A 25,540-nucleotide genomic window follows, 5' to 3' on the forward strand; every position below is an offset into this window, starting at 1 on the left:
GTCAGACCGCCAGTGTGCCGAATGATGCCGGATTTCGCACTATTCAAATGTGGGAGCGGGCTTGCTCGCGAATGCGGTGTGTCATTCAACATTTTCTCTGCTGACCCACCGCATTCGCGAGCAAGCCCGCTCCCACAAGGGGAGTTCATCGACAGGGTATCTTTGGGTCTAGAGGCAGAGCGGGCCGCGCGGGTAGCGCTTGAGCGCCTGGATCAGCTCGGCGCCGGGGATCGGCCGGTCGAACAGGTAGCCCTGGCCGACGTCGCAACGGTGGCGACGCAGGAACGCCAGTTGCTCGGCGGTCTCGATGCCTTCAGCCACGACTTTGAGCTTCAGGTTGTGGGCCATGGCGATCACCGCGGAGGTGATTTCCATGTCGTCCTGGTTGTCGGGGATTTCGTGGATAAAGCTTCGATCGATCTTGATGATGTCGATCGGGAATTTCTTCAGGTAGCTGAGCGACGAGTAACCGGTGCCGAAGTCGTCCATGGCCAGGGTCAGGCCCAGACGCTTGAGCTGATCAAGTTGCAAGTGAGTGTCTTCGGTGGCTTCCAGCAACAGGCCTTCGGTCAGCTCCAGTTCGAGCAGATTGGCCGGCAGCGCCTCTTCCTTGAGGATGTTGGCGATCGAGGCGACCAGATCCGGGTCGGAGAACTGCTTCGGCGAGAGGTTGATCGCCACTTGCAGGTTGCCCATGCCGGCGGCGGTCAGCGCCTTGCTCATGCGGCAGGCCTGACGCGCAATCCACTTGCCGATCGGAATGATCAGGCCGGTTTCTTCGGCAACGCTGATGAACTGATCCGGGCGGATCATCCCGCGTTCCGGGTGGTTCCAGCGCAGCAGCGCTTCCATGCCTAGCAGGCGACCGCTGCGCAGGCACAGCTTGGGCTGGTAGAACACGTCCAGCTCGTTCTGGGTCAGGGCGCGGCGCAGGTTGTTCTCGACGAACAGCTTGTAGCTGGCCTCGGCGTTGAGTGCTTCGGTGAAGACTTGCACCTGGTGTTTGCCGTTGGCCTTGGCCTTGTGCAGGGCCAGACCGGCGTTGCGCATCAGGGTCTGCGGATCGCGACCATGCAGCGGCGCACAGGCCAGGCCCACGGAGCCGGTGACGCTGATCAACTGGTTGTCGACGAACATCGGTTTGTCGAGGGTCGCCAGTAATTGGTTGGCGATCTGTTGGCCGGTGGCGAGGTCGGTGTCGTCGAGCAGCACCGCAAATTCGTTACTGGCGAAGCGCGCGAGGCTGCCACTCGGGCTGAGGCTGTTGCGCAGGCGCCGGGCGAGGCTGATCAACAACTTGTCACCGGTCTGGTGCCCGAGGCTGTCGTTGATCCGCTTGAAGTTGTCGATGTCCACCAGCAGCAGGCTGATCGGCGTATCGCTGTCGCGGGCGAAGCGTTCGTCCAGATTGCGGATAAACGCCGGGCGGTTGCCGAGGTTGGTCAAGTTGTCGGTGTAGGCCAGACGTTCGATGCGCTGCTGCGCCAGTTTGGTCTGGGTGATGTCTTCGTATATGCCGATGTAGTGCGTCAGCTCACGGTTGTCGCCGTACACCTTGGAGATCGACAACTGGCCCCAGTACGGTTCGAGGTTTTTGCGCCGGCTCTTGAATTCGCCCTGCCAGCTGTTGCTCTTGGCCAGCGCCGAGGGAGCGTCGAACAGCAGCTCGCTGAGGTTTTCCAGCGCCGGCAGCTCCGACAGGCGCTGGCCGTGGACTTCCTCGGTGGAGTACTGGGTGATCGCGGTGAAGCTCGGGTTGACGTACTCGACCACGCCGTCGCAATTGACCAGCAGAAAGGCGTTGGCACTTTGCTCGACCGCACGCTGGAACAGGTGCAGGGCACTGGTGGCGGTGCGGCGGTTGTGGTTGTTGATGACCTGGGCGAACTGGTCGGCCAGCTCACCGGCAAAGGCGATTTCGTCGGACTGCCAGGCGCGGGTGACGCCGGTCTGCTCCAGACAGAGCACGCCGACCACCTGGCCGTCGACGCGGATGCTGGCGTCGAGCATGGCGTTGACGTCACGCGGGCGCAGGGCTTCGGCCATCTCACGGGTGCGCGGGTCGCGCATCGCATTATGCGCGTCGATGGCGCGGCTGCCGTGCAGCGCTTCCATGTAGTCGGGGAAACCGCTGATGTCGATCACCTCCGGCAGGATGTATTCCTGCGTCGCGCGGTGATACGCGGAAATCGGCACCAGCAGATTGCCTTCGAGGTTCCACAGGCTGGCGCAGTCGATTTCATAGATATCGCAGGCGCAGCGGGTGATCAGTTCGGCGGCTTCCTGCAGCGAGTTGTGGCTGCTGTAGCGCTGGCGGGCGAGCAGCAGAATCAGATCCTGCTGGGCGCGCACCCGATCAAGGTGCTGCAATTGTTCCTGCTGGGCGCGCTGGTTGAGTTCGAGGGCGATCTGCAGGCGCGAGTTCTGGGTTTCGAGGTCAACGGACGGCAGCGTTGGCGCTTCGTCGAACACGTCATCGACCGCCAGCAAATAACCGCGCAGCAAGTGTCGATTGTGCTGTTTATAGGCTTCGCCCAGTTCGAGGATGCTCAGCACGCCCGCAGCGGTGTGCAGGGTGTAGCGCACCAGATAATGCGGGCTGTCGCGCAGTTGCTGCTGGATCGCGTCGTGCAACTGATAGCGCGCTTCAGGCTCCATCAGGCTGGCATACGGTGAACCGACCAGCGCACAGAGCTCGACGGCCGGCTGGCCGAACTGGCGTTCGCAATTGGGGTCGAGAAACAGCATCGCCCAACTGGCTTCATTCAAGCGCTCGAAACGCAGCATGCCGAGCCGCGAGGGCACAGGCAACTGCGTCACTACCTCGGCCGCCATACGGCTGGCGGCATCGGGTTGGCTCTTCATGAAGGAACTCGCTTGGAAATATGCTGAACGCGCCGGGCTCTCGCCCTCTTTACTGTTGCCTGCGGCAAGGTTGCATCATTGCGGCACCGACTGACAAGAGAGATGAAGGCCAAGTGCTATAAGAATGTGTCGGCCGCATAGCGCATTTCTCCAGCGCCTCTTGGAAAAGAGCAAAAGATCGCAGCCTGCGGCAGCGCCTGCAGGGATATACGATGTCCTTCAGGAGCTGCCGAAGGCTGCGATCTTTTAGATTCAACGTAATTTCAGGCTGAGCGATTGCAACTTCTTGCCATCTCGATCATGGTAATTGATCAAAATCTGATCAGCCTCGACCACTACATGGGCGAAGTTGTCTTCGCTGACCACAGTGCTGGTCAACTCATGTTGATAGTCACCCGCCGCAGTGCGTACCAGTGGCTGATCAAGGATGAACGTCGACGCCGTGGCATAGGGCAAAAGTTTGCTGTTACACAACGGCGAGGAGACGATGGTGTGGACTTCGAAGTCCGGGTCTTCGCTATGGGTCAGGCGCGAGGTCAGCGAGCCGTGCACGTCGCCCGAGACGAATACGACATTCCTGATCTGTCGGGTGCGAATGGTTTCCAGCAGACGCAGGCGCTGCTCCGGGAAGGCTTTCCAGGCATCGTCGCCGTGCAGTTTGCGATCCGGATAGAACATCACGCTGGTGACCACGAATTTGACCCGTGCCTTGCTGTTGCTCAGCCAGGCGACCAGGGCCTGTTCCTGCTCGCTGTCCAGGATGCGTCGATCATCAGCAGCCAGGTTGCGCCGAGTGCGGCTATCAGTGACAAACCATTCAATATCGCCATCGCTGAACTGATACCAGTAATGCGCCAGTTTTGAATGATCAATCTCGCCATCAACTGTTAGTTCATGCGCCGGACTATGACTGGCTTGATACAACTCATACGCCGCCATTGCATTGCGATATAACTCATGATCGGACTTGCTTGCGTTCGCCGGCCAGTTGTCTTCAATTTCGTGATCGTCGAGGATCATGTAAGTCGAAGTGCCGGACATCAGCCGCTGAATATTCGGTTGCGAGAAGGCCGCGCGGTATTTATCGAGGATGTCCTTGTACTCGCGATCCGGGGCAATCAGGTTGAGGTCGTCGACATAGATCTGGTCTCCGGTCATCAGGGTGGCGCTGATCGGCGGCTCGGCGCCTTCGATCAACTGACTGATCGAGGCGAATATACGGTCGCCAATTTGGGGCAGGGAAGCAATGCCGGCGGTCATGCGCAGGTAGCGACAGGAGCCGATGATATAAGCGCGTGGCTGCACGGCGTCGCTGGCGCGGGTGCGAAAGCGGTAGATCTCACGCGGCCATTGCAAAGGCAATTCGGCGATGCTCTCGACGGTATGCACCGGGCTCATGGGGCTGAACCAGCCCGTCTGGTATTCGTATTCGCAATGGCTCTCCAGGTTATTCAATGAAAAGACCTGGCAAAAATCGCGCAAAGCACTTAAACGGGAAAAAAGGCTATTTGACCACTGATTGCTGTCGCGCTTTCGATAACGCAGGCCGGCAAATGTGGTGGCGTTGTTTTGCGAGTCACCGCGCATGAAGATGCGTGCGTGATTAGTTGTTGTATGGCCAATAATCGGGCCGACAGTTGGTTTTAACATGTTCGAATCCGTTCGAATTGATACTTGAATAACGGTCAGTGTTTAGCAAGTTATTCGTTTAACTTGTGCCGCCAAGGTTAGTTGTCGGCGGATAAAAAATATCGGAGCGAAGTGGACTGGACTCGTGGCTTAAGTAGACCGAAGTTGTAGGAATAAAAGCGTTGTAACTTTTCTTCGGGCAAAAAAAGCCCCGTCAAACTGACGGGGTTGAGGTACGAGCGTGTGGCGCCCGAAAACGTGGAACGCAATCGGCCCTCCGTTGCCGGAGGGCCGAACGCTTTACAGCAGGATGGTGCGGATGTCGCCCAACAGGCTGCCCAGACGCTGGGTGAAGCGTGCAGCGGCGGCGCCGTTGATCACACGGTGATCGTAGGACAGCGACAGTGGCAGCATCAGTTTCGGCTGGAAGGCTTTGCCGTCCCAGACTGGCTGGATGGTTGCCTTGGAAACACCGAGGATCGCCACTTCCGGCGCGTTGACGATCGGCGTGAAGCCGGTGCCGCCAATGTGGCCGAGGCTGGAAATGGTGAAGCAGGCGCCTTGCATCTCGTCCGAAGACAGCTTCTTGGTGCGGGCTTTTTCAGCCAGCGAAGCCGCTTCAGCAGCCAGTTGCAGCAGGCTCTTCTGGTCGACGTTCTTGATCACCGGGACCAGCAGGCCATCCGGAGTGTCTACCGCGAAACCGATATTGACGTACTTCTTGCGAATGATCGCCTTGCCGCTTGGCGCCAGCGAACTGTTGAAGTCCGGCAGCTCCTTGAGCAGGTGCGCGCAGGTCTTGAGCAGCAGCGGCAGGATGGTCAGCTTGACGCCGGCCTTCTCGGCGACGGCTTTTTGCGCAACACGGAAGGCTTCCAGCTCGGTGATGTCCGCCGAGTCGAATTGCGTCACGTGCGGCACGTTCAGCCAGCTGCGGTGCAGGTTGGCAGCGCCGACCTGCATCAGGCGGGTCATCGGCACTTCTTCGATTTCACCGAAGCGGCTGAAGTCCACGACCGGAATCGGCGGGATGCCCGCGCCACCGGTTGCGCCGCCAGCAGCCGGCGCTTCCTTGGCCTTCTGCATCATCGCCTTGACGTAAACCTGCACGTCTTCCTTGAGGATGCGACCGTGCGGACCGCTGGCGCCAACAGCGCTCAGCTCGACGCCGAACTCACGGGCCAGTTGACGCACGGCAGGGCCGGCGTGAACTTTCGCGCCAGGCTTGGCCGGCGCAGCAACCGGAGCGGCAGCAGCAGGTGCTGCGGCTGCCGGAGCCGCAGCGGCCGGTGCCGGAGCACTTGGCGCAGCGGCAGCTGGAGCCGGGGCAGCAGCAGGGGCTGCGCCTTTGACTTTCAGCTTGAGGATCAGGTCGCCGGTGCCGACTTCGTCGTCCAGCTTGATGGAAATGCTTTCCACCACGCCAGCGGCAGGCGATGGGATTTCCATGCTTGCCTTGTCGGATTCGAGGGTGATCAGCGACTGGTCGGCTTCAACGCTGTCGCCAGCCTTGACCAACACTTCGATGATCTTGGCCTTGCCGGCCGAACCAATGTCCGGAACGTGGATGTCCTGAACGCTGTCAGCCACTGGAGCAGCCGGGGCTGCCGCAGGAGCAGGCGCAGCGGCAGCGGCTGGCGCAGCAGCCTGAGCCGGAGCGGCCGCAGCAGGCGCCGCAGCACCCGCCACTTCCAGATCCAGAATCAGGTCGCCCGTGCCGACTTCGTCGTTGAGCTTGACGCTGATGGCCTTGACCACGCCCGCGGCAGGCGACGGGATTTCCATGCTGGCCTTGTCGGATTCCAGGGTGATCAAAGATTGATCAGCCTCGACGGTGTCGCCGACCTTGACCTGGATCTCGATGATCTGCGCCTTGCCCGACGAGCCGATGTCCGGCACGTGCACTTGCTGTACCGAAGCGGCAGCAGGGGCAGCGGCTGGCGCGGCAGCAGCAGGCGCGGCAGCCGGTTTGGCTTCAGCTTTTGCAGCCGGTGCAGCAGCAGGTGCAGGGGCCGCTTGCGCGGCGCCCTCGACTTCCAGCTCAAGCAGTTCGTCGCCTTCTTTCAGGCGGTCGCCCAGCTTCACTTTCAGGCTCTTGATGACGCCGGCTTTCGGGGCCGGCACTTCCATGCTGGCCTTGTCCGATTCCAGAGTCAGGATGCTCTGGTCGGCTTCGATACGGTCGCCGACCTTCACAAACAGTTCAATTACTTCACCTTCACCGCTGCCGATGTCAGGTACGCGAATGAGTTCGCTCACAAAATGTCTCCTCAGCAGTCCAGTGGGTTGCGTTTTTCCGGGTCGATGCCGAACTTGACGATGGCCTCGGCCACGACTTTAGGTTCGATATCACCACGGTCAGCCAGTGCTTCCAGGGCTGCCAACACCACGAAATGACGGTCGACTTCGAAGAAATGACGCAGTTTCTTGCGGCTGTCGCTGCGGCCGAAACCGTCGGTGCCCAGGACTTTGAATTCCTTGGACGGTACCCACTGACGGATCTGCTCGGCGAACAGCTTCATGTAGTCGGTAGAGGCAATCACCGGACCTTTACGGCCGCTCAGGCACTCTTCAACGTAGCTCTGCTTAGGCTTCTGGCCAGGCTTCAGACGGTTGCTGCGCTCTACGGCCAGGCCGTCGCGACGCAGTTCGTTGAAGCTGGTGACGCTCCATACGTCGGCGCCGATGTTGAACTCTTCACGCAGGATCTTCGCCGCTTCACGCACTTCACGCAGGATGGTGCCGGAGCCCATCAGCTGTACGTGATGCGCTGCATCGCGGGTGTCTTCTTCGAGCAGGTACATGCCTTTCTTGATGCCTTCTTCGGCACCGGCCGGCATGGCTGGCTGCTGGTACGACTCGTTCATCACGGTGATGTAGTAGAAGATGTCCTGTTGTTCTTCGGTCATCTTCTTCATGCCGTCCTGAATGATCACCGCCAGCTCGTAGCCGTAGGTCGGATCGTAGGTGCGGCAGTTCGGGATGGTCGCGGCCAGCAGGTGGCTGTGACCGTCTTCGTGCTGCAGGCCTTCACCGTTCAGGGTGGTACGGCCGGCGGTGCCGCCGATCAGGAAACCACGGGTACGGCTGTCGCCAGCGGCCCAGGCCAGGTCACCGATACGCTGGAAGCCGAACATCGAGTAGAAGATGTAGAACGGCAGCATCGGCTGGTTGTGGCTGGAGTACGAAGTACCGGCAGCGATGAAGGAACTCATGGCGCCCGCTTCGTTGATGCCTTCTTCAAGGATCTGACCTTTCTGGTCTTCCTTGTAGAACATCACCTGGTCTTTATCGACTGGCTCGTAGAGCTGGCCGACGGAGGAGTAGATGCCCAGCTGACGGAACATGCCTTCCATACCGAAGGTACGGGCTTCGTCCGGGATGATCGGCACGATGCGCGGGCCGATTTCCTTGTCCTTGACCAGTTGCGCGAGGATCCGCACGAAGGCCATGGTGGTGGAAATTTCACGGTCACCCGAACCATCGAGGATGGCTTTCAGGGTGTCCAGGTCCGGGGTCGGTACGCTGAAGCTCTGCGCGCGGCGCTGCGGTACGAAACCGCCCAGTGCGGCACGGCGCTCGCTCAGGTAGCGGGCTTCGGCGCTGTTTGGCTCTGGCTTGAAGAACGGCAGGTTCTCCAGTTCTTCGTCCTTGACCGGGATGTCGAAACGATCGCGGAACAACTTCAGGCTGTCGACGTCGACTTTCTTGGTGTTGTGCGCCGTGTTTTTCGCTTCGCCGGCACCGGTGCCATAACCCTTGATGGTCTTGGCCAGGATGACGGTAGGTTGTTCTTTGTGGTTGACCGCTTCGTGGTACGCCGCATAGACCTTGTACGGGTCGTGGCCGCCACGGTTGAGTTTCCAGATCTCGTCGTCGGACAGATCGGCAACCATCGCCTTGAGTTCAGGCGTGTTGAAGAAGTGCTCGCGAACGAACGCGCCGTCTTTGGCTTTGTAGTTCTGGTACTCGCCGTCGATGACTTCGTCCATGCGACGTTGCAGGATGCCGTCGACGTCCTTGGCCAGCAGTGGGTCCCAGAAACGGCCCCAGATGACTTTGGTCACGTTCCACTGAGCACCGCGGAACACGCCTTCGAGTTCCTGGATGATCTTGCCGTTGCCGCGAACCGGGCCGTCGAGGCGCTGCAGGTTGCAGTTGATGACGAAGATCAGGTTGTCCAGCTTCTCGCGGCCGGCCAGGGAGATCGCGCCCAGGGATTCCGGCTCGTCGCACTCGCCGTCGCCCAGGAAGCACCAGACTTTCTGTTTGCCCGGCTGGATGAAACCGCGGTGTTCCAGGTACTTCATGAAGCGTGCCTGGTAGATCGCCTGGATCGGACCCAGACCCATGGATACGGTCGGGAACTGCCAGAAGTCAGGCATCAGCCAAGGGTGCGGATAGGACGACAGGCCCTGACCGTCGACTTCCTGGCGGAAGTTGTTCATCTGGTCTTCGGTGATGCGGCCTTCCATGAATGCACGGGCGTAAACGCCTGGCGAGGTGTGGCCCTGGAAGTAGATCAGGTCGCCGCCGTGTTCGTCGGTCGGGGCCTGGAAGAAGTAGTTGAAGCCGATGTCATACAGGGTCGCGCTGGAAGCGAAGCTGGAGATGTGACCACCCAGGTCAGAATCTTTCAGGTTCGTACGCATTACCATGGCCATCGCGTTCCAGCGTACCAGCGAGCGAATGCGGCGTTCCATGAACAGGTCGCCAGGCATGCGTGCTTCGTGGGTTACCGGGATGGTGTTGCGGTAAGGCGTGGTGATGGCATAAGGGAGCTGCGAACCGCTGCGGGTCGCCAGTTCACCCATACGGGTCATCAGATAGTGAGCACGGTCTTCGCCTTCTTTGTCGAGAACCGATTCCAGGGCGTCCAGCCATTCCTGGGTTTCGACGGGATCGAGGTCTTGCATGGCTTGCTCCAGGGCGGAAAGGCTTCCAGAATCGGTTGCCTGAGTTTGCGACTGGCCTTGTGGGCAGACGATTTAAAATTCTTGGATTGCCGACAGGTTGTTCCGGCGGCGTGTAGTTTTACTACAAATCTTTGAGCATTTCAGCCTTTCGCCTGTATAGACGAGTAGTAAAACTACAGAGGAAAGGCTTGTGGCCTCCGACTGCGTTGTGAGAATAATCGTTAAGGTTGGTCGATTACCATCCGAAAAAGGTGAAAGTTTGATGCTGGATGCCAAAGAAGAAGAAATTTCAGCTATTTCTAACTTTTGTTCGACAGTCCTTCGCGTAGCGGGTTTTCATCAAACACTACAAGCGGCCATTTACACGCCGATCAAGGATAGACCATGACCCTGCCCGTGCTCGCTGAACTCCCCGCCATTCTCCTGCCGTTGGTCACTCGATCCGAGCAGTCGTTCCGTACGGCCGTCGCCGCGCTGGAAGACGATCACGGTTTCTCCAGCTGGACCCCGGAACGCTGGGCGCAATTCGCCCGCGTCAGTGCCGCCAGCGATTTCGTCATTGAACAGAGCGTTCGTGACCCTTTGATGTTGCTGTCGCTGGTGCAGTCCGGCGAACTCGACCGGCCGTTCGCGCCGGGTGAATTGTGCGCGCAGATTGCCGCCGCCGTGAACACCGCGCAAAGCGAAGACGAGCTCGGGCGCGTCCTGCGTCGTCAGCGCGCTCGGCATCAAGTGCGGATCATCTGGCGTGACCTCAACCGCCAGGCCGATCTGGTGCAGACCTGCCGCGACCTCTCCGACATGGCCGACGCCACCATCGATCAGGCTTACCGGTGGCTGTACAGCCGCCATTGCCAGCAGTTCGGCACGCCGACCGGCCGGCGCAGCGGCTTGCCGCAGCAGATGGTCATCCTCGGCATGGGCAAGCTCGGTGCGGTCGAGTTGAACCTGTCGTCGGACATCGACCTGATCTTCGCCTACCCCGAGGGCGGCGAAACCGTCGGTGTGAAACGCGCGCTGGATAATCAGGAATTCTTCATTCGCCTCGGTCAGCGCCTGATCAAGGCCCTCGACCCGATGACCGTCGACGGTTTCGTGTTCCGCGTCGACATGCGCCTGCGCCCGTACGGTTCATCCGGCGCGCTGGTGCTGAGCTTCAATGCACTGGAGCAGTATTACCAGGATCAGGGCCGCGACTGGGAACGCTACGCGATGATCAAGGCGCGGGTGGTGGCCGGCGATCAGACGGCCGGCGCGCAGTTGCTCGACATGCTGCGCCCGTTCGTTTACCGCCGTTACCTGGACTTCTCGGCGATCGAAGCGCTGCGCACCATGAAGCAGCTGATCCAGCAGGAAGTGCGGCGCAAGGGCATGGCCGACAACATCAAGCTCGGCTCCGGCGGTATCCGCGAGGTCGAGTTCATTGCCCAGGCTTTTCAGTTGATCCACGGCGGGCGCGACCTCAGCCTGCAACAGCGTCCTCTATTAAAGGTGCTGAGCACGCTGGAAGGACAGGGCTACCTGCCGCCGGCGGTGATCAGCGAGCTGCGCGAAGGTTACGAATTCCTGCGTTACACCGAACACGCGATCCAGGCGATTGCCGACCGCCAGACCCAGATGTTGCCGGACGGCGCTCAGGATCAGGCGCGCATCGCGTTCATGCTCGGCTTCGCCGATTGGCACGCCTTCCATGAAAAGCTGATGTTCTGGCGTGGTCGGGTGGCCTGGCACTTTGCGCAGGTGATCGCCGATCCCGATGAAGAAGAGGGCGCCGACTGCGAAGTGGTAGTGGGCGGTGAATGGTTGCCGCTGTGGGAAGAGGAGCAGGATGAAGAGGCCGCTTGCCGACAGCTCGAAGAGGGCGGCTTTGCTGATGCGACCAAGGCCCTGAAGGCGCTGGCCGGTTTGCGCGGCAGCCCGCAGTTGCGTGCGATGCAACGGCTGGGTCGCGAGCGTCTCGATGCTTTTATTCCGCGTCTGCTGGCCCAGGCGGTGGAGCATGACAACCCGGATCTGGTGCTGGAACGGGTGCTGCCACTGGTCGAAGCCGTGGCCCGACGTTCGGCTTATTTAGTGTTGCTGACGGAAAACCCCGGCGCCCTGCGGCGTTTGCTGACGCTGTGTGCGGCCAGTCCGTGGATTGCCGAACAGATCACCCGTTTCCCGTTGCTGCTCGACGAGTTGCTCAATGAAGGCCGGCTGTTCAAGCCGCCACTGGCCCCGGAACTGGCCGCCGAATTGCGCGAGCGCCTGACGCGGATCCCCGAAGATGACCTCGAACAGCAGATGGAAGCCCTGCGTCACTTCAAACTGGCGCACCGCTTGCGCGTCGCCGCCTCGGAAATCGCCGGCAGTCTGCCGTTGATGAAAGTCAGTGATTACCTGACCTGGCTCGCCGAAGCGATTCTCGAGCAAGTGCTGGCGCTGGCCTGGCGTCAGACGGTGGCCAAGTACGGCACGCCGCTGCGCACTGACGGCAGTTTGTGCGATCCCGGCTTCATCATTGTCGGTTATGGCAAAGTCGGCGGGCTGGAACTGGGGCATGGTTCGGACCTGGACCTGGTGTTCATCCATGACGGTGATCCGCAGGCGGAAACCGACGGGCCGAAGCCGATCGATGGCGCACAGTTCTTCACCCGGCTGGGGCAGCGGATCATTCACTTGCTGACGGCGCAGACCAACTCCGGTCAGCTGTATGAAGTGGACATGCGTTTGCGCCCGTCCGGCGCGTCGGGGCTGTTGGTCAGTTCGCTCGGGGCGTTTGAGCGCTATCAGGAAAATGAAGCCTGGACCTGGGAACATCAGGCTCTGGTGCGGGCGCGGGTGCTGGTCGGCAGTCAGGATGTCGGCCAGGCCTTCGAGAAAGTCCGCGCGCAGGTTTTGGGCAAGGCGCGGGATCTGGCGAAGCTGCAACAGGAAGTCAGCGAGATGCGCGCCAAGATGCGCGATAACCTCGGCAGCAAGAGCACGGCGGCCGGCACCGCGGCAAATGCCTTCGAGGCCACGGCGCCGTTCGACCTCAAGCAGGACGCCGGAGGTATCGTCGATATTGAATTTATGGTGCAATACGCGGCCCTGGCGTGGTCGCACAGCCACCCGCCATTGCTGCGCTGGACCGATAACATCCGCATTCTGGAAGAGCTGGAACACGAAGGGCTGATGCCTGCCGAAGATGCCAGCCTGTTGCGCGAGGCCTATAAAGCCTACCGCTCCGCCGCCCACCGACAGGCCTTGCAGAAGGACGCCGGGGTGATTGCAGGCGACCAGTTTGTCGAGGAGCGCCGGCAGGTATTGCGGATCTGGAAAGAGTTGGGGCTAAGCTGAGTCGCAGATGTGTGAATGAATGCAAAACCCTGTAGGAGTGAGCCTGCTCGCGATAGCGGAGTGTCAGACGACTTCAATGTTGAATGTAACGACCCCATCGCGAGCAGGCTCAACCCCAAAATAGATCTGCGGTGAGTCGCAGATGTGTGAACAGAGGCAAAACCATGTGGGAGCGAGCCTGCTCGCGATAGCGGAGTGTCAGACGACTTCAATGTTGAATGTAACGACCCCATCGCGAGCAGGCTCACTCCTACAATAGATCTGCGGTGAGTCGCAGATGTGTGAACAGAGGCAAAACCATGTGGGAGCGAGCCTGCTCGCGATAGCGGAGTGACAGTCGACAGTCATGTTGAAGGTAATGACCCATCGCAAGCAGCGCCGCTCCCTCAGTGATTCTCGAGGCGGGGAGGCATTGGCCTCCCCGGTTCGTTTATGGAAACCACATGAATATTCTGATCGTTGGGCCCAGTTGGGTCGGTGACATGGTGATGGCGCAGACACTGTTTCAGTGTCTCAAGCAGCGCCACCCGCAATGCGAAATCGACGTGCTGGCCCCCGAGTGGAGCCGGCCGATCCTTGAGCGCATGCCTGAAGTGCGCAAGGCCTTGAGCTTCCCGCTCGGCCATGGCGCGCTGGAACTGGCGACGCGTCGGCGGATCGGCAAGTCCCTGGCCGGCCAGTACGATCAGGCGATCCTGCTGCCGAATTCGCTGAAGTCGGCGCTGGTGCCGTTTTTCGCCGGCATCAAGCAGCGTACCGGCTGGCGTGGCGAATTCCGCTACGGCCTGCTCAATGACGTGCGCACGCTGGATAAAGAACGTTATCCGCTGATGATCGAGCGCTTCATGGCGCTGGCTTACGAGCCGAACGCCGAGCTGCCAAAGCCTTATCCGCGTCCGAGCCTGCAAATCGATCCGGTGACCCGCGAAGCGGCGCTGGCCAAGTTCGGCCTGACTCTGGACCGCCCGGTGTTGGCCCTGTGCCCCGGCGCCGAGTTCGGCGAATCCAAGCGCTGGCCGTCCGAGCATTACGCCAAAGTTGCCGAAGCGCGGATTCGCGAAGGCTGGCAGGTGTGGCTGTTCGGCTCGAAAAACGACCACGCGGTAGGCGAAGACATTCGCGCACGGCTGATTCCCGGGCTGCGTGAAGAGTCGGTCAATCTCAGCGGCGGTACCTCGCTGGCCGAAGCCATCGACCTGTTGTCCTGCGCCGACTCGGTGGTGTCCAACGACTCCGGCCTGATGCACGTTGCGGCGGCGCTGAACCGTCCGCTGGTGGCGGTCTACGGCTCTACGTCACCGGGGTTCACCCCGCCGCTGGCCGAGCACGTCGAAATCGTTCGTTTGGGACTCGATTGCAGCCCGTGCTTCGACCGTACCTGCCGGTTCGGCCATTACAACTGCCTGCGCCAGCTGATGCCGGACGCGGTCAACGATGCCTTGCAGAAACTGCAGGGCTCCGTGGTCGAGGTTCATTAAGTTGCGGGTATTGCTGATCAAGACTTCATCGCTGGGCGACGTGATTCACGCGTTGCCGGCGCTGACCGACGCCGCCCGGGCCATTCCCGGGATCAAGTTCGACTGGGTGGTGGAAGAAGGCTTCGCCGAGATCCCGACCTGGCACCCGGCCGTCGGCAAGGTGATTCCGGTGGCGATCCGCCGCTGGCGCAAAAACCTCTGGCAGACCATCAAGAGCGGCGAGTGGAAGCACTTCAAGCAAAGCGTGCGCGCCAGCCAATACGATCTGGTGATCGACGCTCAGGGCCTGCTGAAAAGCGCCTGGCTGACCCGCTACGTCAAAGCCCCGGTGGCCGGCCTCGACAAAGGCTCGGCGCGCGAGCCGATCGCTGCACGTTTCTACGACCGCAAACTGGCGGTGGCCCGTGGGCAACACGCCGTCGAACGGGTGCGTCAGTTGTTCGCCATCGCCCTTGGTTATGACCTGCCCAAAGGGTTGGGCGACTACGGCCTCAACGTCGAGCGTCTGGTGGAATTGCCGCGCAAGAGCGCCTTCGTGGTGTTCCTGCACGGCACCACGTGGGACACCAAACACTGGCCGGAAGCCTACTGGCGCGAGCTGACCGAGCGGGTCGGCTATCTGGGCGTCGGGGTCAAACTGCCGTGGGGCAACCCGCTGGAGAAGGCCCGTGCCGAACGGATTGCCGCCGGTTTCAAACACGCCGAAGTGCTGCCGAAGCTGAATCTGGCCGGGGTCGGTAAAGTGCTGGCCGGCGCCCAGGCCTGCGTCGCGGTGGACACCGGCCTCGGCCATCTGGCGGCCGCGCTGGACGTGCCGACGATTTCCCTGTTCGGCCCGACCAACCCGGGCCTGACCGGCGCCTACGGCAAGGTGCAGATTCACATGGCCAGTGATTTCCCCTGCGCCCCTTGCCTGCAAAAGAAATGCACTTACCAACCGACCGCGCAGGATGCCCGCCAGTTTGACCTGAAACGCGAGCAGCCGCTGTGCTTCACGCGTGTGAATCCCGAGCGTGTCGCCAGCCGACTGAGCACGTTGTTAATGGCTGAGGAGCTGCGCTGATGCAATTGGCTTTTGTTCTGTACAAATATTTCCCGTTCGGTGGCTTGCAGCGCGACTTCATGCGCATCGCCCTCGAATGCCAGAAGCGCGGCCATCAGATCCGTGTCTATACGCTGATCTGGGAAGGCGACGTGCCGCCCGGTTTCGAAGTGCTGGTGGCGCCGGTCAAGGCGTTCTTCAATCATCGGCGCAACGAAAAACTCACGGCGTGGATGGAAGCGGATCTGGCCAAGCGTCCGGTGGACCGCTTGATCGGCTTCAACAAGATGCCGGGGCTGGACGTCTACTACGCCGCCGACGGCTGCTTCGAAGACAAGGCGCAGAACCTGCGCCATTCGCTGTACCGCCGCTGGGGCCGCTACCGCCACTTCGCCGAGTACGAGCGCGCGGTGTTCGCCAAAGACGCGAAAACCGAAGTGCTGATGATTTCCGAAGTGCAGCAGCCGCTGTTCATCAAGCACTACGACACGCCGCTGGAGCGCTTCCACCTGCTGCCGCCGGGTATCGCCCAGGATCGTCGCCGGCCGGCGGATGCCGACCAGATTCGCGCCGGTTTCCGCGCCGAATTCAGCCTCAAGGACGACGAACTGCTGCTGGTGCAGATCGGCTCCGGGTTCAAGACCAAGGGCGTCGATCGCAGCCTCAAGGCGCTGGCCGCATTGCCCGCCGAGCTGAAGAAGCGCACCCGGCTGTTTGTAATCGGCCAGGATGACCCCAAATTGTTCCAGATGCAGAGTACGACTTTGGGCCTGGGCGACAACGTGACCTTCCTCAAGGGTCGCAGCGATATCCCGCGCTTCCTGCTTGGCGCCGACCTGTTGATCCACCCGGCGTACAACGAAAACACCGGCACCGTATTGCTCGAAGCGCTGGTCGCCGGGTTGCCGGTGCTGGTCAGCGCGGTCTGCGGTTACGCCCATTACATTGCCGAGGCGGACGCCGGGCGAGTGCTGGACGAGCCGTTCGATCAGGCGCAACTGACGCAGTACCTGACTGACATGTTGAATGACGACGCTGCACGCGCGGCCTGGAGCCGCAATGGTCTGGCTTTCGCCGAGACGGCCGACCTCTACAGCATGCCGCAGCACGCGGCCGATGTGATTCTGGCGGAGCACGCTTAAATGAAGTTGATGCTGGCTGAACCGTTCAAGAGCCTTTGGGCCGGGCGCGACCCGTTCGCCGAAGTCGAAGGCTTGCAGGGCGAAGTCTACCGCGAGCTGGAAGCTCGACGGACTCTGCGCACGGAAGTCGACGGCAACGGATTTTTCGTCAAGATCCACCGGGGCATCGGCTGGGGCGAGATTTTCAAGAACCTGCTGACCGCCAAGCTGCCGGTGCTTGGCGCAGGTCAGGAGTGGAAGGCAATCCAGCGTTTGCAGGAAGTCGGCGTGCCGACCATGACCGCCGTGGCTTACGGCGAGAAGGGCAGCAACCCGGCGGATCAGCATTCGTTCATCGTCACCGAAGAGCTGGCGCCGACCATCAGCCTCGAAGACTTCAGCATCGATTGGGTCAAGAACCCGCCGCAGCCGAAACTCAAGCGCGCGCTGATCGCTGAAGTGGCGCGCATGACCGGCATGATGCACCGCGCCGGGGTCAACCACCGCGACTGCTACATCTGCCATTTTCTGCTGCACACCGACAAACCGATCACTTCCGAAGATTTCAAACTCTCGGTGATCGACCTGCACCGCGCCCAGACCCGTCCTCGGATCACTCAACGCTGGCGCAACAAGGATCTGGCCGCGCTGTATTTCTCGGCGCTGGACATCGGTCTGACCCGACGCGACAAGCTGCGTTTCCTCAAGGGCTACTTCCAGCAGCCGCTACGTCAGATCCTCGCCGAAGAAGCGCCGTTGCTGAGCTGGCTCGAAGGCAAGGCCAACAAGCTTTATGCGCGCAAACAGCGTTACGGGGATGCGCTCTGATGGCGGGTTGGACGCTTGAACCGCAATACAGCGAACTGGCCGAAGATTTCGGCAGCCTCGAAGCGGTGTTTGCCCTGCAGGGCGAACGTCTGACCCGTGATCCGCTGTCCGAAGTCATTCGCGTGCAGCGCAACGGCGTGAATTACTACGTCAAACGCTACGTCGGCGCCGGTAAAGGCTTGCGCCGTTACCTGGGCAAGCCCCGGGTGAAGATGGAGTGGCAGAACCTCAAGCGCTTCGCCAAGTGGGGCATTCCCACCGCCGAAGTGGTGGCCTGGGGCCTGGAGCGACGTGGCGCGGCCTATGCCCGTGGCGCCATGATCACCCGTGAGCTGCCGCGCACCGAAGACCTCTCGGCGCTGGCCGAACGCAACGATCCGAAACTCAAGGATCGCCTGTGGGTCGATGGCATCAGCCGTCAACTGGCCGGCTACACCCGAACCATGCACGATCACCGCTTTACCCATAACGATCTGAAGTGGCGCAATTTGCTGATCGACGATCAGGCGCAGCTGTTTCTGATCGACTGCCCGAATGGCGACTTCTGGCGCGGCTTTTGGCTCAAGTACCGGATCACCAAGGATCTGGCCTGTCTCGACAAGGTGGCCAAGTATCACCTGTCGAACACCCAGCGCCTGCGCTTTTATCTGCAATACCGCGGACGTGATCGGCTGAATGCCGCCGACAAGAAACGGATTCGCCACGTGGTGAGATTTTTCGAGGGACGCGAATGACTGATTTCCTGGCTGCTGAAGACCGGGCGCTACTTGAGCGTCATGGCCTCGGCACTTTCGACGCGCTCTGGGCCAAACAGCTCGAAGCCGTGGACGAACCGAACACCGATGGCGGTGGCTGGAGCAGCGTGTTTCGCCTGGAGCTGGAAGGGCAGGCCTACTACCTCAAGCGCCAGAGCAACTACCTGACCCGCACCCTGCATGCGCCGTTTGGCGAGCCGAGTTTCGCCCGCGAGTTTCGCAACATCAGCCGCTACAACAAGTTGGGGATCCCGGCGCTGCAAGCGGCGTTCTTCGGTGAGCGCAAGGTCAAGGGCGATGTCCAGGCGATCCTGCTGACCCGTGCCCTCGACGGCTGGGATGATCTCGACTCGTTGCTGCAACGCTGGTCCGAGCTGAGCACCGCGCAGCAATCGGCCATTCTCAAGGCCTGTGGACAGCTGGCGCGCCGGCTGCACGGCGTGCGTCAGGTGCACGGCTGCTTTTATCCGAAACACATCTTTTTGCAGGCTGATGGCGACGCGTATAAGGCGCAGTTGATCGACCTGGAAAAGACCCGACCCCTGCTGTTCGGCATGCGCGACCGGGTCAAGGATCTGGAGCCGCTGCTGCGTCGTGCGCCGGAATGGAGCGAAGCGCAATTGCGCGAGTTGCTCGCGGCCTATCTCGATCAGCCAGTCAACAGTTCGCTGGTCGACAGCTGGGTGACGCGTCTGACCGCGCGGCGCAGTCGCAAGGAGACCCGTTGATGCGCTTGTCCGAACTGAAAAACGCCGGACGTGCGCCGAGTCTGCCGCTGACGATCAGCCTGGCCGACGCGGCCGGTCCTGCGGATTTGCAGTTGTTGAGCTTGCTGCGGGTGCTGCCGGGGCAGCGCTATGTCGGTGCCGGGGTCTGGCGCGGGCGGCCGGTGCTGGCCAAATTACTGGTGGGCAGCAAGGCTGCGCGGCATTTTCAGCGCGAACTGGCGGGCGTCAAGTTGCTCGCCGAACAAGGTCTGACCACGCCACTGTTGCTGGCTGATGGCTTGCAGGACGGCGAGGGTGGCTGGCTGTTGTTCGAATTTCTCGAAGGTGCCGAAAGCCTCGGTGAGGCCTGGCAGAAAGTCGAATCGCTGCCAGTGCTGGCGGACGAACAATCGGCGGTACTCGCCGAGGCGCTGGGCGCTATCGGTCAACTGCATGGCAAAGGCCTGTGGCAGGAAGATCTGCACCTCGACAACCTGCTGCGCCAGGGCGGTCAGTTGTACCTGATCGATGGCGCCGGGATCTGCGCCGAGACCGCTGGCCAGCCGTTGTCACGGCAGAAAGTGCTGGAAAACCTCGGGGTGTTTTTCGCCCAGTTGCCCAAGTCGCTGGAGCCGTTCACCGAAGAATTGCTGGTGTATTACCTGCTGAGCAACAGCGAACACGCGTTGCCGCTGGAAGCCTTGCAGAAGCAGATCGCCAAGGTGCGCGCCTGGCGCCTGAAGGATTACCTGATCAAGGTGGGCCGCGAGTGCACGTTGTTCAGTGTGCAGCGCGGTGCGTTCGGTCTGCGGGCGATCCGTCGCGAGGAAGAAGCGGCGATGCTGCCGGTGCTGGATCAGGCCGATGCGCTGCTCGATCAGGGCCATCTGTACAAGACCGGCGGCGCGGCGAGCGTCGGCAAGGTCGAAGTGGCCGGGCGTACGTTGGTGATCAAGCGCTACAACATCAAAGGCTTTGCGCACTGGCTCAAGCGCTTCTGGCGCCCGAGCCGTGCGTGGCACTCGTGGCGTGAAGGCAATCGCCTGGCGTTCCTCGGCATCGCCACGCCGAAACCGCTGGCGGTGCTGGAAAAGCGTTTTTTGTGGTTGCGCAGCCGTGCTTATCTGGTGACCGAGTTCCTGCCGGGGCCGGACATCATCGAGCGCTTTGCGCCGTATGTGGAAAGCGGTGCGGCGCCGGAATCCGAGTTGCAGGCGCTGGATCGACTGTTCGCACGATTGATTGCCGAGCGCATCAGCCATGGCGACTTCAAGGGGCATAACCTGTTCTGGCAGGAAGATCGCTGGGCACTGATCGATCTGGATTCGATGTGCCAGCACAGCTCTGTCGGAAGTTTCGCAGCGGCCTATGCGCGGGATCGGGCACGGTTCATGCGCAACTGGCCCGAGAGCAGCGCGCTGTATCAGGTGATTGATCAGCGGTTGCCCAAGGACATCTCCAGCGCGGCCTGAACCGCCTTCGCCAGCAGGCTGGCTCCCACATGGGAAAGCATTCCCCTGTAGGAGTGAGCCTGCTCGCAACAGGGCTTTAAAGCCCCAAAAAACTCCCGTTGAGCAATAGCGGACAAACTGCACTGACTTGTCCTACAGCTTCTCCAGAAGCCATGAACTGTGCCCGCTCCAGCCCCGATGCTAGCTTGCCCTGACCACTTCGGAGGGCAAGACTTGACCATCAAAAACGCTTTAACACTCAGCACCTGCGCATGGCTTTTATCCGGCTGCGGCACCGCCGCCTCGGTCCTGCAAATGGACGCTGACGTCGCCCGCGACATGCGCAAACAGAAAACCTACTGCCAATCGATTCCACGGATCTACAGCGGTCTGGCGTTCGACTTCTGTGTGCTCCACGCGCCCCCTGACCCCTCCGGCGTCCTAGTGCCATTCGTGTTGCTGGACCTGCCATTGTCCGGGGTGCTGGATACGGTGGTGTTGCCGTATACGATTTATCAACAGGTCGTGGATGGCAATATCGGCATCTATTGGCGAACAGATCGCGGGTAACTTTTTTGCAATTTTCTCTGTTTGAAAACCAGAGCGAGTCGCAAGCGATTGTTGAAGCGGCAGCGCTCTTGTATCCGTCTGGGAGATACAGCGACTACATCGTCTATGTTGATGAAAGCGGTGATCAAGGGATGCAGAAGCTGGATCCCTATTACCCTATATTCGTGCTTGCTTTTTGCGTCTTTCAAAAAAGGCATTACTGCGAAAAGGTCATTCCGGCTGTCCAGAAATTCAAGTTCAACCATATGGGGCACGATCTGATCGTGCTGCATGAGCTGGAGATTCGAAAAGAAAAAGGAGCGTTCTCCAGCCTGTTCACTTCGAGAGTGCACAAGCATGCCTTTCTCGACGAATTGACCTGCATTATCGAGGCCATCAATTTTGTCCTGATCAGTTGCGTTATCGACAAGGCCTTGCTGCGCGAAAAGCAGGCATCTGCGGACAACCCCTACCACTTGGCTCTCGGCTTCTGTCTGGAAACGCTGCATGAGTTTTTGCAGGAAAAGCATCAATATAAAGTGTTAACGCATGTGATTTTCGAGCGGCGAGGCAAGCGGGAGGATAACGAGCTTGAGCTGGAGTTTCGCAGGGTTTGTGGCGGGTCTAACCGATTGGGGGTTCAACTGCCGTTTGACATCGTCTTCGCCACAAAACAAGTCAATTCCACCGGATTGCAGCTAGCTGATCTTGTTGCAAGGCCGATCGGCATGAGTGTTTTGAGGGCGGGTCAGGAAAATCGCGCGTTTGATGTGCTCAGGCGCAAGTTCTATTGCAGCGGTGGGCGGAATAAAGTTGGGAAAGGTTTCGAGAATTGGGGGTTGAAGGTTTTCCCACCCCCAGAAAGCGAAAAGCCCCGGTGATCTCACCGAGGCATTAGCGCCGACCGGGATCCCCCAGCCCATTTGCACGGAAGTCTATGTTGAGAGGCTCGGGAGTGTCAACGCAAAGGCCGGCCAGTTCCGCTAGAGGCTTGTCGGCGCTTTTACGCTATAATCCCGCCCTTTAGCTGTCTCTCGCCCGGTGCGAGGGCACATCAATTTTCGAGGCGCATCGCGCCTGAATGCAGACTAAAGAGGCTAGACCCTGTGGCATTGACGATTCTTGGCCTGTCCGGCGCCCTTAGCCATGACCCTTCAGCCGCCTTGTACATCGACGGCAAGCTGGTGGCGGCGGCTGAAGAAGAGCGCTTCGTCCGCGATAAGCATGCAAAGAACCGCATGCCCTACGAATCGGCGAAGTTCTGCCTGGAACAGGCCGGTATCAAGCCGTCCGACGTTGACGTGGTGGCGATTCCGTTCGCGCCGATCAGCCTGTTCGGCAAGGCCCGCTGGCACTATGCCAAGCGTTACTGGTACGCACCGGATCGCGCCCTCGATGCGATCCTGATGGGCAACCGTCGCTACAAGCGCTATCGCAACAAGATCGTCTGGTGCCTGGAGCAGCTGGGTTTTGATCCGAAGAAGATCAAGATCGAGCCGGTCGAGCACCACCTCGCTCACGCCTCCAGCGCCTACCACTGCTCGGGTTTCAAAGAGAAAACCGCGATCCTCGGCATCGACGGCAAGGGCGAGTACGCCACGACTTTCTTCGGTTATGGCGAAAACGGCAAGATCCACAAGATCAAGGAATTCTTCGATCCGGACTCCCTCGGCGGCCTGTACGGCGCGATCACCGAGTTCCTCGGTTTCGAGATGCTCGACGGCGAGTTCAAGGTCATGGGCATGGCGCCGTACGGCGACGCCAGCAAATACGATTTCTCGCGTCTGGCCTCGTTCGAGAACGGCGAGCTGGTGATCAACACCGACTACGCCAACGTGATCGGCCTGCGTCGCTACAAAGAGAAGGGCAAAGGCTTCTACTTCTCGCCGAAGCTGATCGAGTGGCTGGGTCCGAAGCGTGAAGGCGATATCGCCGACGAACCGTACATCCACTACGCCGCGAGCATGCAAGCGCTGTTCGAGAAACTGGCGTTGCAGATGATCGACTACTACCTGGGCGATGTGCTCAAGGAAACCGGCAAGCTGGCCTTCGCCGGTGGCTGCGCGTTGAACGTGAAGCTGAACCAGAAAATCATCGCCCGCGATGACATCAAGGAACTGTTCGTCCAGCCGGCGTCCGGCGATGCCGGCACCGCGGTCGGCGCAGCGGCCTATGTGTCCCACGCCCGTGGCGTGCCGGTCGAGAAGATGGAACACGTCTACCTCGGCCCGTCGTACAGCAACGAAGATGTGATCGCCGCGTGCGCCCGTCACGAGAACAAGCCGACCTGGCGCAAGCTCGACAACATGCCGGAGCAGATCGCCAAAATCATGGTCGATGGCAACCCGGTGGCCTGGTTCCAGGGCCGCATGGAATTCGGTCCGCGTGCGCTCGGTGGTCGTTCGATCATCGGTTGCCCGAGCGTGGCCGGTGTGGCTGACCGGATCAACCACCAGATCAAGTTCCGCGAGCGCTGGAGGCCTTTCTGCCCGTCGATGCTCGACACCGTTGCACCGCAGATGATCAAGATCGATCACCCGGCACCGTTCATGACCTTCACCTTCGAAGTGGCGGAAGAGTGGAAGACCCGCGTGCCGGAAGTCGTTCACGAAGACGGCACTTCCCGTGCCCAGGTCCTCAAGCGCGAATACAACCCGCGCTACTACGACATGATGAAGGCGCTGGAAAACCTCACCGGTAACGGCGTGTCGCTGAACACTTCGCTGAACCGTCGTGGTGAACCGATGATCTGCTCGCCGACCGACGCCCTGAACATGTTCTTCGGCTCCGATCTGCAGTACCTGATCATGGAAGACATTCTGGTGGTCAAAGAGGGCGCAAACGCTTATGACTCGCTCGGCTGAACGCCATGTGCTGCAGTTCTGTCACGGCTATGACGGGCCGTTCCTCGACTGCGCACGGCAGTACGCCAGCCTGTTCGCGGGCACCGGTTATCGGGTGACCACGGTCTTTCTGACCGGGGCCGCCGACAGCGAGGTGGCCGCAGCGTGTGCTTCCGATGAAGTGTTGTTCATGGAATACAGCTCCAAGGCCATTCGTGGCCTGAAGCTGGGCGCCATCGGCGATCTGCGCAAGATCGCCGCTTCACGCAATTTCAGTTTCTGCATCGCCCATCGCTTCAAGCCGATCTACATCGCCTTGCTCGGCACGTCGCTGCCGGTGATTGGCGTGCACCACGCGTTTGACGATTACAAACGTGGCACGCGCAAGCTGTTCGCGCACATTTTCCGCAAGCGTTTGAGTCTGCTCGGCGTCTCCGATGCCGTGCGCGACGACATGCGGCGCTGCCTGCCGAAATGGCCGTCGACCCGCATCCAGACCTTGTACAACCGCATCGATGTGCCGGCCTTGCAGGCCAGTCAGGTGTCGGCCCGCGAGGCCCGCGAGACCCTGGGTCTGGCGGCGGATGCGTTCATTGTCGGCAACGTCGGACGGCTGCACCCGGACAAGGATCAGGCCACCTTGCTGCACGGTTTTGCCGCGGCGTTGCCGGGTCTGCCGGGCAACAGTCAGCTGGTGATTCTCGGCAAGGGACGTCTGGAACAGGACCTCAAGGAGCTGGCGCGCGAATTGGGCATCGGTGACCGGGTGCTGTTTCTCGGTCAGGTGCCGGACGCGCGCAATTACTTCCGCGCCTTCGATGTGTTTGCCCTGAGCTCCGATCACGAACCGTTCGGCATGGTGCTGCTGGAGGCCATGGCGGCCGGCGTGCCTTTGCTCGCCACTGCCTGTGGCGGGGCCAAGGAAGTGGTCGAAGGCGTGGGGATTCTGTTCCCGCTGGGCGATGCCGAACACCTTGCACAAGGCCTGCAACATTTGGCCGGTATGGATGATCAGCAACGCCGGCAGTGCGCCGAGGTGATGCTCGATCGCCTGCGTGAGCGTTTCTCCGACCGTGCGGTGCGCGACACCTTCTGGCGTCTGCCGCAAGTTACCGATCTGGCACCGAGGGGCTGATGCTCAACCGATTTCAAGGCTGGCGCGAACGTGGCTGGTCGCCCGTTGACGCCTCCACCTATGCCACCGTCTGGCAGCGATTTGGCGGCAGTGTCGCGACCCATCCACTGGTCGTCGAGCGTCTGGCGGATCTGGCCGGCATCCCGGTGCGCTATCTGGCGTGGGAGCAGGGCGGGGAAGTCAAGGCGGCGATCCCGACCTGGGGCCGCGACCTGGCCCTGTCCAAGGACGTGCTCAAGCGCAACGGCAAGAAAGGCCTGTTCGACCTCGGCAATGCCGAGCTGATCCTGCCGGCCGCGGTCGATGCCCAGGCACCCCTGCGCCATCGCGCACGCTATCTGTCGGCGCTCAACGAAAACCGCTTCAGCGGCCTCAAGTTGCAGACTGAACAACTGGCCATGGCCCGCACCCCCGAAGAGCTGTCGAAGAAGTTTCGCTACAACCAGCGCCGCGAACTGCGCCTGCTGGAGGAGGCGGGTGGCGTGGTGCGTCCGGTTGCCGAGTTCTCCAGTGCCGAACTGGCGGCGATCTACTGTGATCTGTTCCAGCGCCGCTGGGGCTTCCCGGCCACCGGCGCGGCGCGCATGGCCGAAGTCATCGAGCTGCTGCGTGAACTGCTGATTGGCTCGGTGATCTACCTCAATGATGCGCCGATTGCCATTCAACTGGTGTACCGCGTCGAAGCGCCGGAGTGGATCAGCGTCGAGTACATCAACGGCGGCGTCGACCCCGAAACCCGCGAATTCAGCCCGGGCAGCGTGTTGAGCTTCCTCAATACGCAAGGCGCCTGGGAACACGCGCGAGCACTGAACAAGCCGCTGCGGTTTTCCTTCGGTCGCGCCGACCGTGAATACAAGGATCGCTGGTGCAATCCTGTGCCGGTGTTCACCGTATGAG

At 60.8% G+C, this 25,540-nt stretch carries 18 protein-coding genes; 14 read left to right on the plus strand and 4 right to left on the minus strand.

Annotated elements, in window-relative coordinates; genetic code table 11:
- Window positions 1-168 precede the first annotated feature (168 nt).
- The 4 genes from VLA07_RS12990 to aceE form a co-directional block, all read right to left on the minus strand.
- Window positions 169-2,865, minus strand: coding sequence for a putative bifunctional diguanylate cyclase/phosphodiesterase (locus VLA07_RS12990; protein WP_247269704.1), 2,697 nt, complete (start codon window positions 2,863-2,865; stop codon window positions 169-171).
- A gap of 252 nt (window positions 2,866-3,117) precedes the next feature.
- On the minus strand, window positions 3,118-4,515 hold the full coding sequence (locus VLA07_RS12995) for an alkaline phosphatase D family protein (protein ID WP_333989398.1): 1,398 nt from the start codon (window positions 4,513-4,515) through the stop codon (window positions 3,118-3,120).
- A gap of 279 nt (window positions 4,516-4,794) precedes the next feature.
- Complete coding sequence (aceF, locus tag VLA07_RS13000; protein WP_333989399.1) at window positions 4,795-6,753, minus strand: dihydrolipoyllysine-residue acetyltransferase; 1,959 nt, start codon at window positions 6,751-6,753, stop codon at window positions 4,795-4,797.
- Between the two features lie 11 nt (window positions 6,754-6,764).
- Window positions 6,765-9,410: a pyruvate dehydrogenase (acetyl-transferring), homodimeric type gene (gene aceE, locus VLA07_RS13005; RefSeq protein WP_003220999.1), complete on the minus strand. Its 2,646-nt coding sequence runs from the start codon at window positions 9,408-9,410 to the stop codon at window positions 6,765-6,767.
- Window positions 9,411-9,672: 262 nt separating this feature from the next.
- On the opposite strand from aceE, the gene VLA07_RS13010 reads away from it, so the two are divergent.
- The 14 genes from VLA07_RS13010 (at window position 9,673) to VLA07_RS13075 (ending at window position 25,539) form a co-directional block, all read left to right on the plus strand.
- The gene (locus VLA07_RS13010; protein WP_256198919.1) at window positions 9,673-9,798 is read left to right on the plus strand and encodes a hypothetical protein; all 126 of its coding nucleotides are present in this window, start codon (window positions 9,673-9,675) and stop codon (window positions 9,796-9,798) included.
- Entirely contained in the window at window positions 9,795-12,734 is a 2,940-nt protein-coding gene (gene glnE, locus VLA07_RS13015) for a bifunctional [glutamate--ammonia ligase]-adenylyl-L-tyrosine phosphorylase/[glutamate--ammonia-ligase] adenylyltransferase (RefSeq protein ID WP_333989400.1), read from the plus strand. The genes VLA07_RS13010 and glnE overlap by 4 nt, the downstream gene beginning before the upstream one ends.
- A 443-nt stretch (window positions 12,735-13,177) precedes the next feature.
- Window positions 13,178-14,212 (plus strand): lipopolysaccharide heptosyltransferase II, encoded by a 1,035-nt coding sequence (gene waaF / locus VLA07_RS13020; RefSeq protein WP_047290935.1) that lies wholly within the window; start codon window positions 13,178-13,180, stop codon window positions 14,210-14,212.
- A 1-nt stretch (window position 14,213) separates the two neighbouring features.
- Complete coding sequence (waaC, locus tag VLA07_RS13025; protein ID WP_330206802.1) at window positions 14,214-15,275, plus strand: lipopolysaccharide heptosyltransferase I; 1,062 nt, start codon at window positions 14,214-14,216, stop codon at window positions 15,273-15,275.
- Entirely contained in the window at window positions 15,275-16,396 is a 1,122-nt protein-coding gene (locus VLA07_RS13030; RefSeq protein ID WP_135294812.1) for a glycosyltransferase family 4 protein, read from the plus strand. The genes waaC and VLA07_RS13030 overlap by 1 nt, the downstream gene beginning before the upstream one ends.
- The gene (gene rfaP, locus VLA07_RS13035; protein ID WP_333989402.1) at window positions 16,397-17,203 is read left to right on the plus strand and encodes a lipopolysaccharide core heptose(I) kinase RfaP; all 807 of its coding nucleotides are present in this window, start codon (window positions 16,397-16,399) and stop codon (window positions 17,201-17,203) included.
- Window positions 17,203-17,937 (plus strand): lipopolysaccharide kinase InaA family protein, encoded by a 735-nt coding sequence (locus VLA07_RS13040; RefSeq protein ID WP_097087069.1) that lies wholly within the window; start codon window positions 17,203-17,205, stop codon window positions 17,935-17,937. The genes rfaP and VLA07_RS13040 overlap by 1 nt, the downstream gene beginning before the upstream one ends.
- Window positions 17,934-18,686, plus strand: a complete 753-nt coding sequence (locus VLA07_RS13045) for a lipopolysaccharide kinase InaA family protein (RefSeq protein ID WP_333989403.1) — start codon at window positions 17,934-17,936, stop codon at window positions 18,684-18,686. Before VLA07_RS13040 ends, VLA07_RS13045 begins: the two co-directional genes overlap by 4 nt.
- Window positions 18,686-20,137 (plus strand): lipopolysaccharide kinase InaA family protein, encoded by a 1,452-nt coding sequence (locus VLA07_RS13050; protein WP_333989404.1) that lies wholly within the window; start codon window positions 18,686-18,688, stop codon window positions 20,135-20,137. Before VLA07_RS13045 ends, VLA07_RS13050 begins: the two co-directional genes overlap by 1 nt.
- 213 nt (window positions 20,138-20,350) lie before the next feature.
- Complete coding sequence (locus VLA07_RS13055; RefSeq protein ID WP_096794733.1) at window positions 20,351-20,686, plus strand: YceK/YidQ family lipoprotein; 336 nt, start codon at window positions 20,351-20,353, stop codon at window positions 20,684-20,686.
- A 5-nt stretch (window positions 20,687-20,691) separates the two neighbouring features.
- Window positions 20,692-21,546 carry a DUF3800 domain-containing protein gene (locus tag VLA07_RS13060; RefSeq protein ID WP_333989405.1) on the plus strand — a complete coding sequence of 285 codons (855 nt, stop codon included), beginning with the start codon at window positions 20,692-20,694 and terminating at the stop codon, window positions 21,544-21,546.
- 225 nt (window positions 21,547-21,771) lie between these two features.
- Window positions 21,772-23,529, plus strand: coding sequence for a carbamoyltransferase family protein (locus VLA07_RS13065; protein WP_007967355.1), 1,758 nt, complete (start codon window positions 21,772-21,774; stop codon window positions 23,527-23,529).
- A complete protein-coding gene (locus tag VLA07_RS13070; RefSeq protein WP_333989406.1) occupies window positions 23,513-24,643 on the plus strand; it encodes a glycosyltransferase in 1,131 nt (376 codons plus the stop codon). Before VLA07_RS13065 ends, VLA07_RS13070 begins: the two co-directional genes overlap by 17 nt.
- Entirely contained in the window at window positions 24,643-25,539 is an 897-nt protein-coding gene (locus tag VLA07_RS13075) for an antimicrobial resistance protein Mig-14 (RefSeq protein ID WP_333989407.1), read from the plus strand. The genes VLA07_RS13070 and VLA07_RS13075 overlap by 1 nt, the downstream gene beginning before the upstream one ends.
- The last annotated feature ends 1 nt before the right edge of the window (window position 25,540 follow it).

Origin of the sequence: Pseudomonas sp. S3(2024) (genome assembly GCF_036861315.1) — a bacterium.
GTDB classification, from domain to species: domain Bacteria; phylum Pseudomonadota; class Gammaproteobacteria; order Pseudomonadales; family Pseudomonadaceae; genus Aquipseudomonas; species Aquipseudomonas putida_A.

Bases quoted from the DNA above. Each gene is read 5' to 3' on its own strand.
- VLA07_RS13075 (WP_333989407.1), top strand. From the start codon at position 24,643: ATGCTCAACCGATTTCAAGGCTGGCGCGAACGTGGCTGGTCGCCCGTT.
- aceE (WP_003220999.1), bottom strand. From the start codon at position 9,410: ATGCAAGACCTCGATCCCGTCGAAACCCAGGAATGGCTGGACGCCCTG.
- rfaP (WP_333989402.1), top strand. From the start codon at position 16,397: ATGAAGTTGATGCTGGCTGAACCGTTCAAGAGCCTTTGGGCCGGGCGC.
- VLA07_RS13010 (WP_256198919.1), top strand. From the start codon at position 9,673: ATGCTGGATGCCAAAGAAGAAGAAATTTCAGCTATTTCTAACTTTTGT.
- glnE (WP_333989400.1), top strand. From the start codon at position 9,795: ATGACCCTGCCCGTGCTCGCTGAACTCCCCGCCATTCTCCTGCCGTTG.
- VLA07_RS13050 (WP_333989404.1), top strand. From the start codon at position 18,686: ATGCGCTTGTCCGAACTGAAAAACGCCGGACGTGCGCCGAGTCTGCCG.
- VLA07_RS13070 (WP_333989406.1), top strand. From the start codon at position 23,513: ATGACTCGCTCGGCTGAACGCCATGTGCTGCAGTTCTGTCACGGCTAT.
- VLA07_RS13040 (WP_097087069.1), top strand. From the start codon at position 17,203: ATGGCGGGTTGGACGCTTGAACCGCAATACAGCGAACTGGCCGAAGAT.
- VLA07_RS13045 (WP_333989403.1), top strand. From the start codon at position 17,934: ATGACTGATTTCCTGGCTGCTGAAGACCGGGCGCTACTTGAGCGTCAT.
- VLA07_RS12995 (WP_333989398.1), bottom strand. From the start codon at position 4,515: ATGTTAAAACCAACTGTCGGCCCGATTATTGGCCATACAACAACTAAT.
- waaF (WP_047290935.1), top strand. From the start codon at position 13,178: ATGAATATTCTGATCGTTGGGCCCAGTTGGGTCGGTGACATGGTGATG.
- VLA07_RS12990 (WP_247269704.1), bottom strand. From the start codon at position 2,865: ATGAAGAGCCAACCCGATGCCGCCAGCCGTATGGCGGCCGAGGTAGTG.
- VLA07_RS13030 (WP_135294812.1), top strand. From the start codon at position 15,275: ATGCAATTGGCTTTTGTTCTGTACAAATATTTCCCGTTCGGTGGCTTG.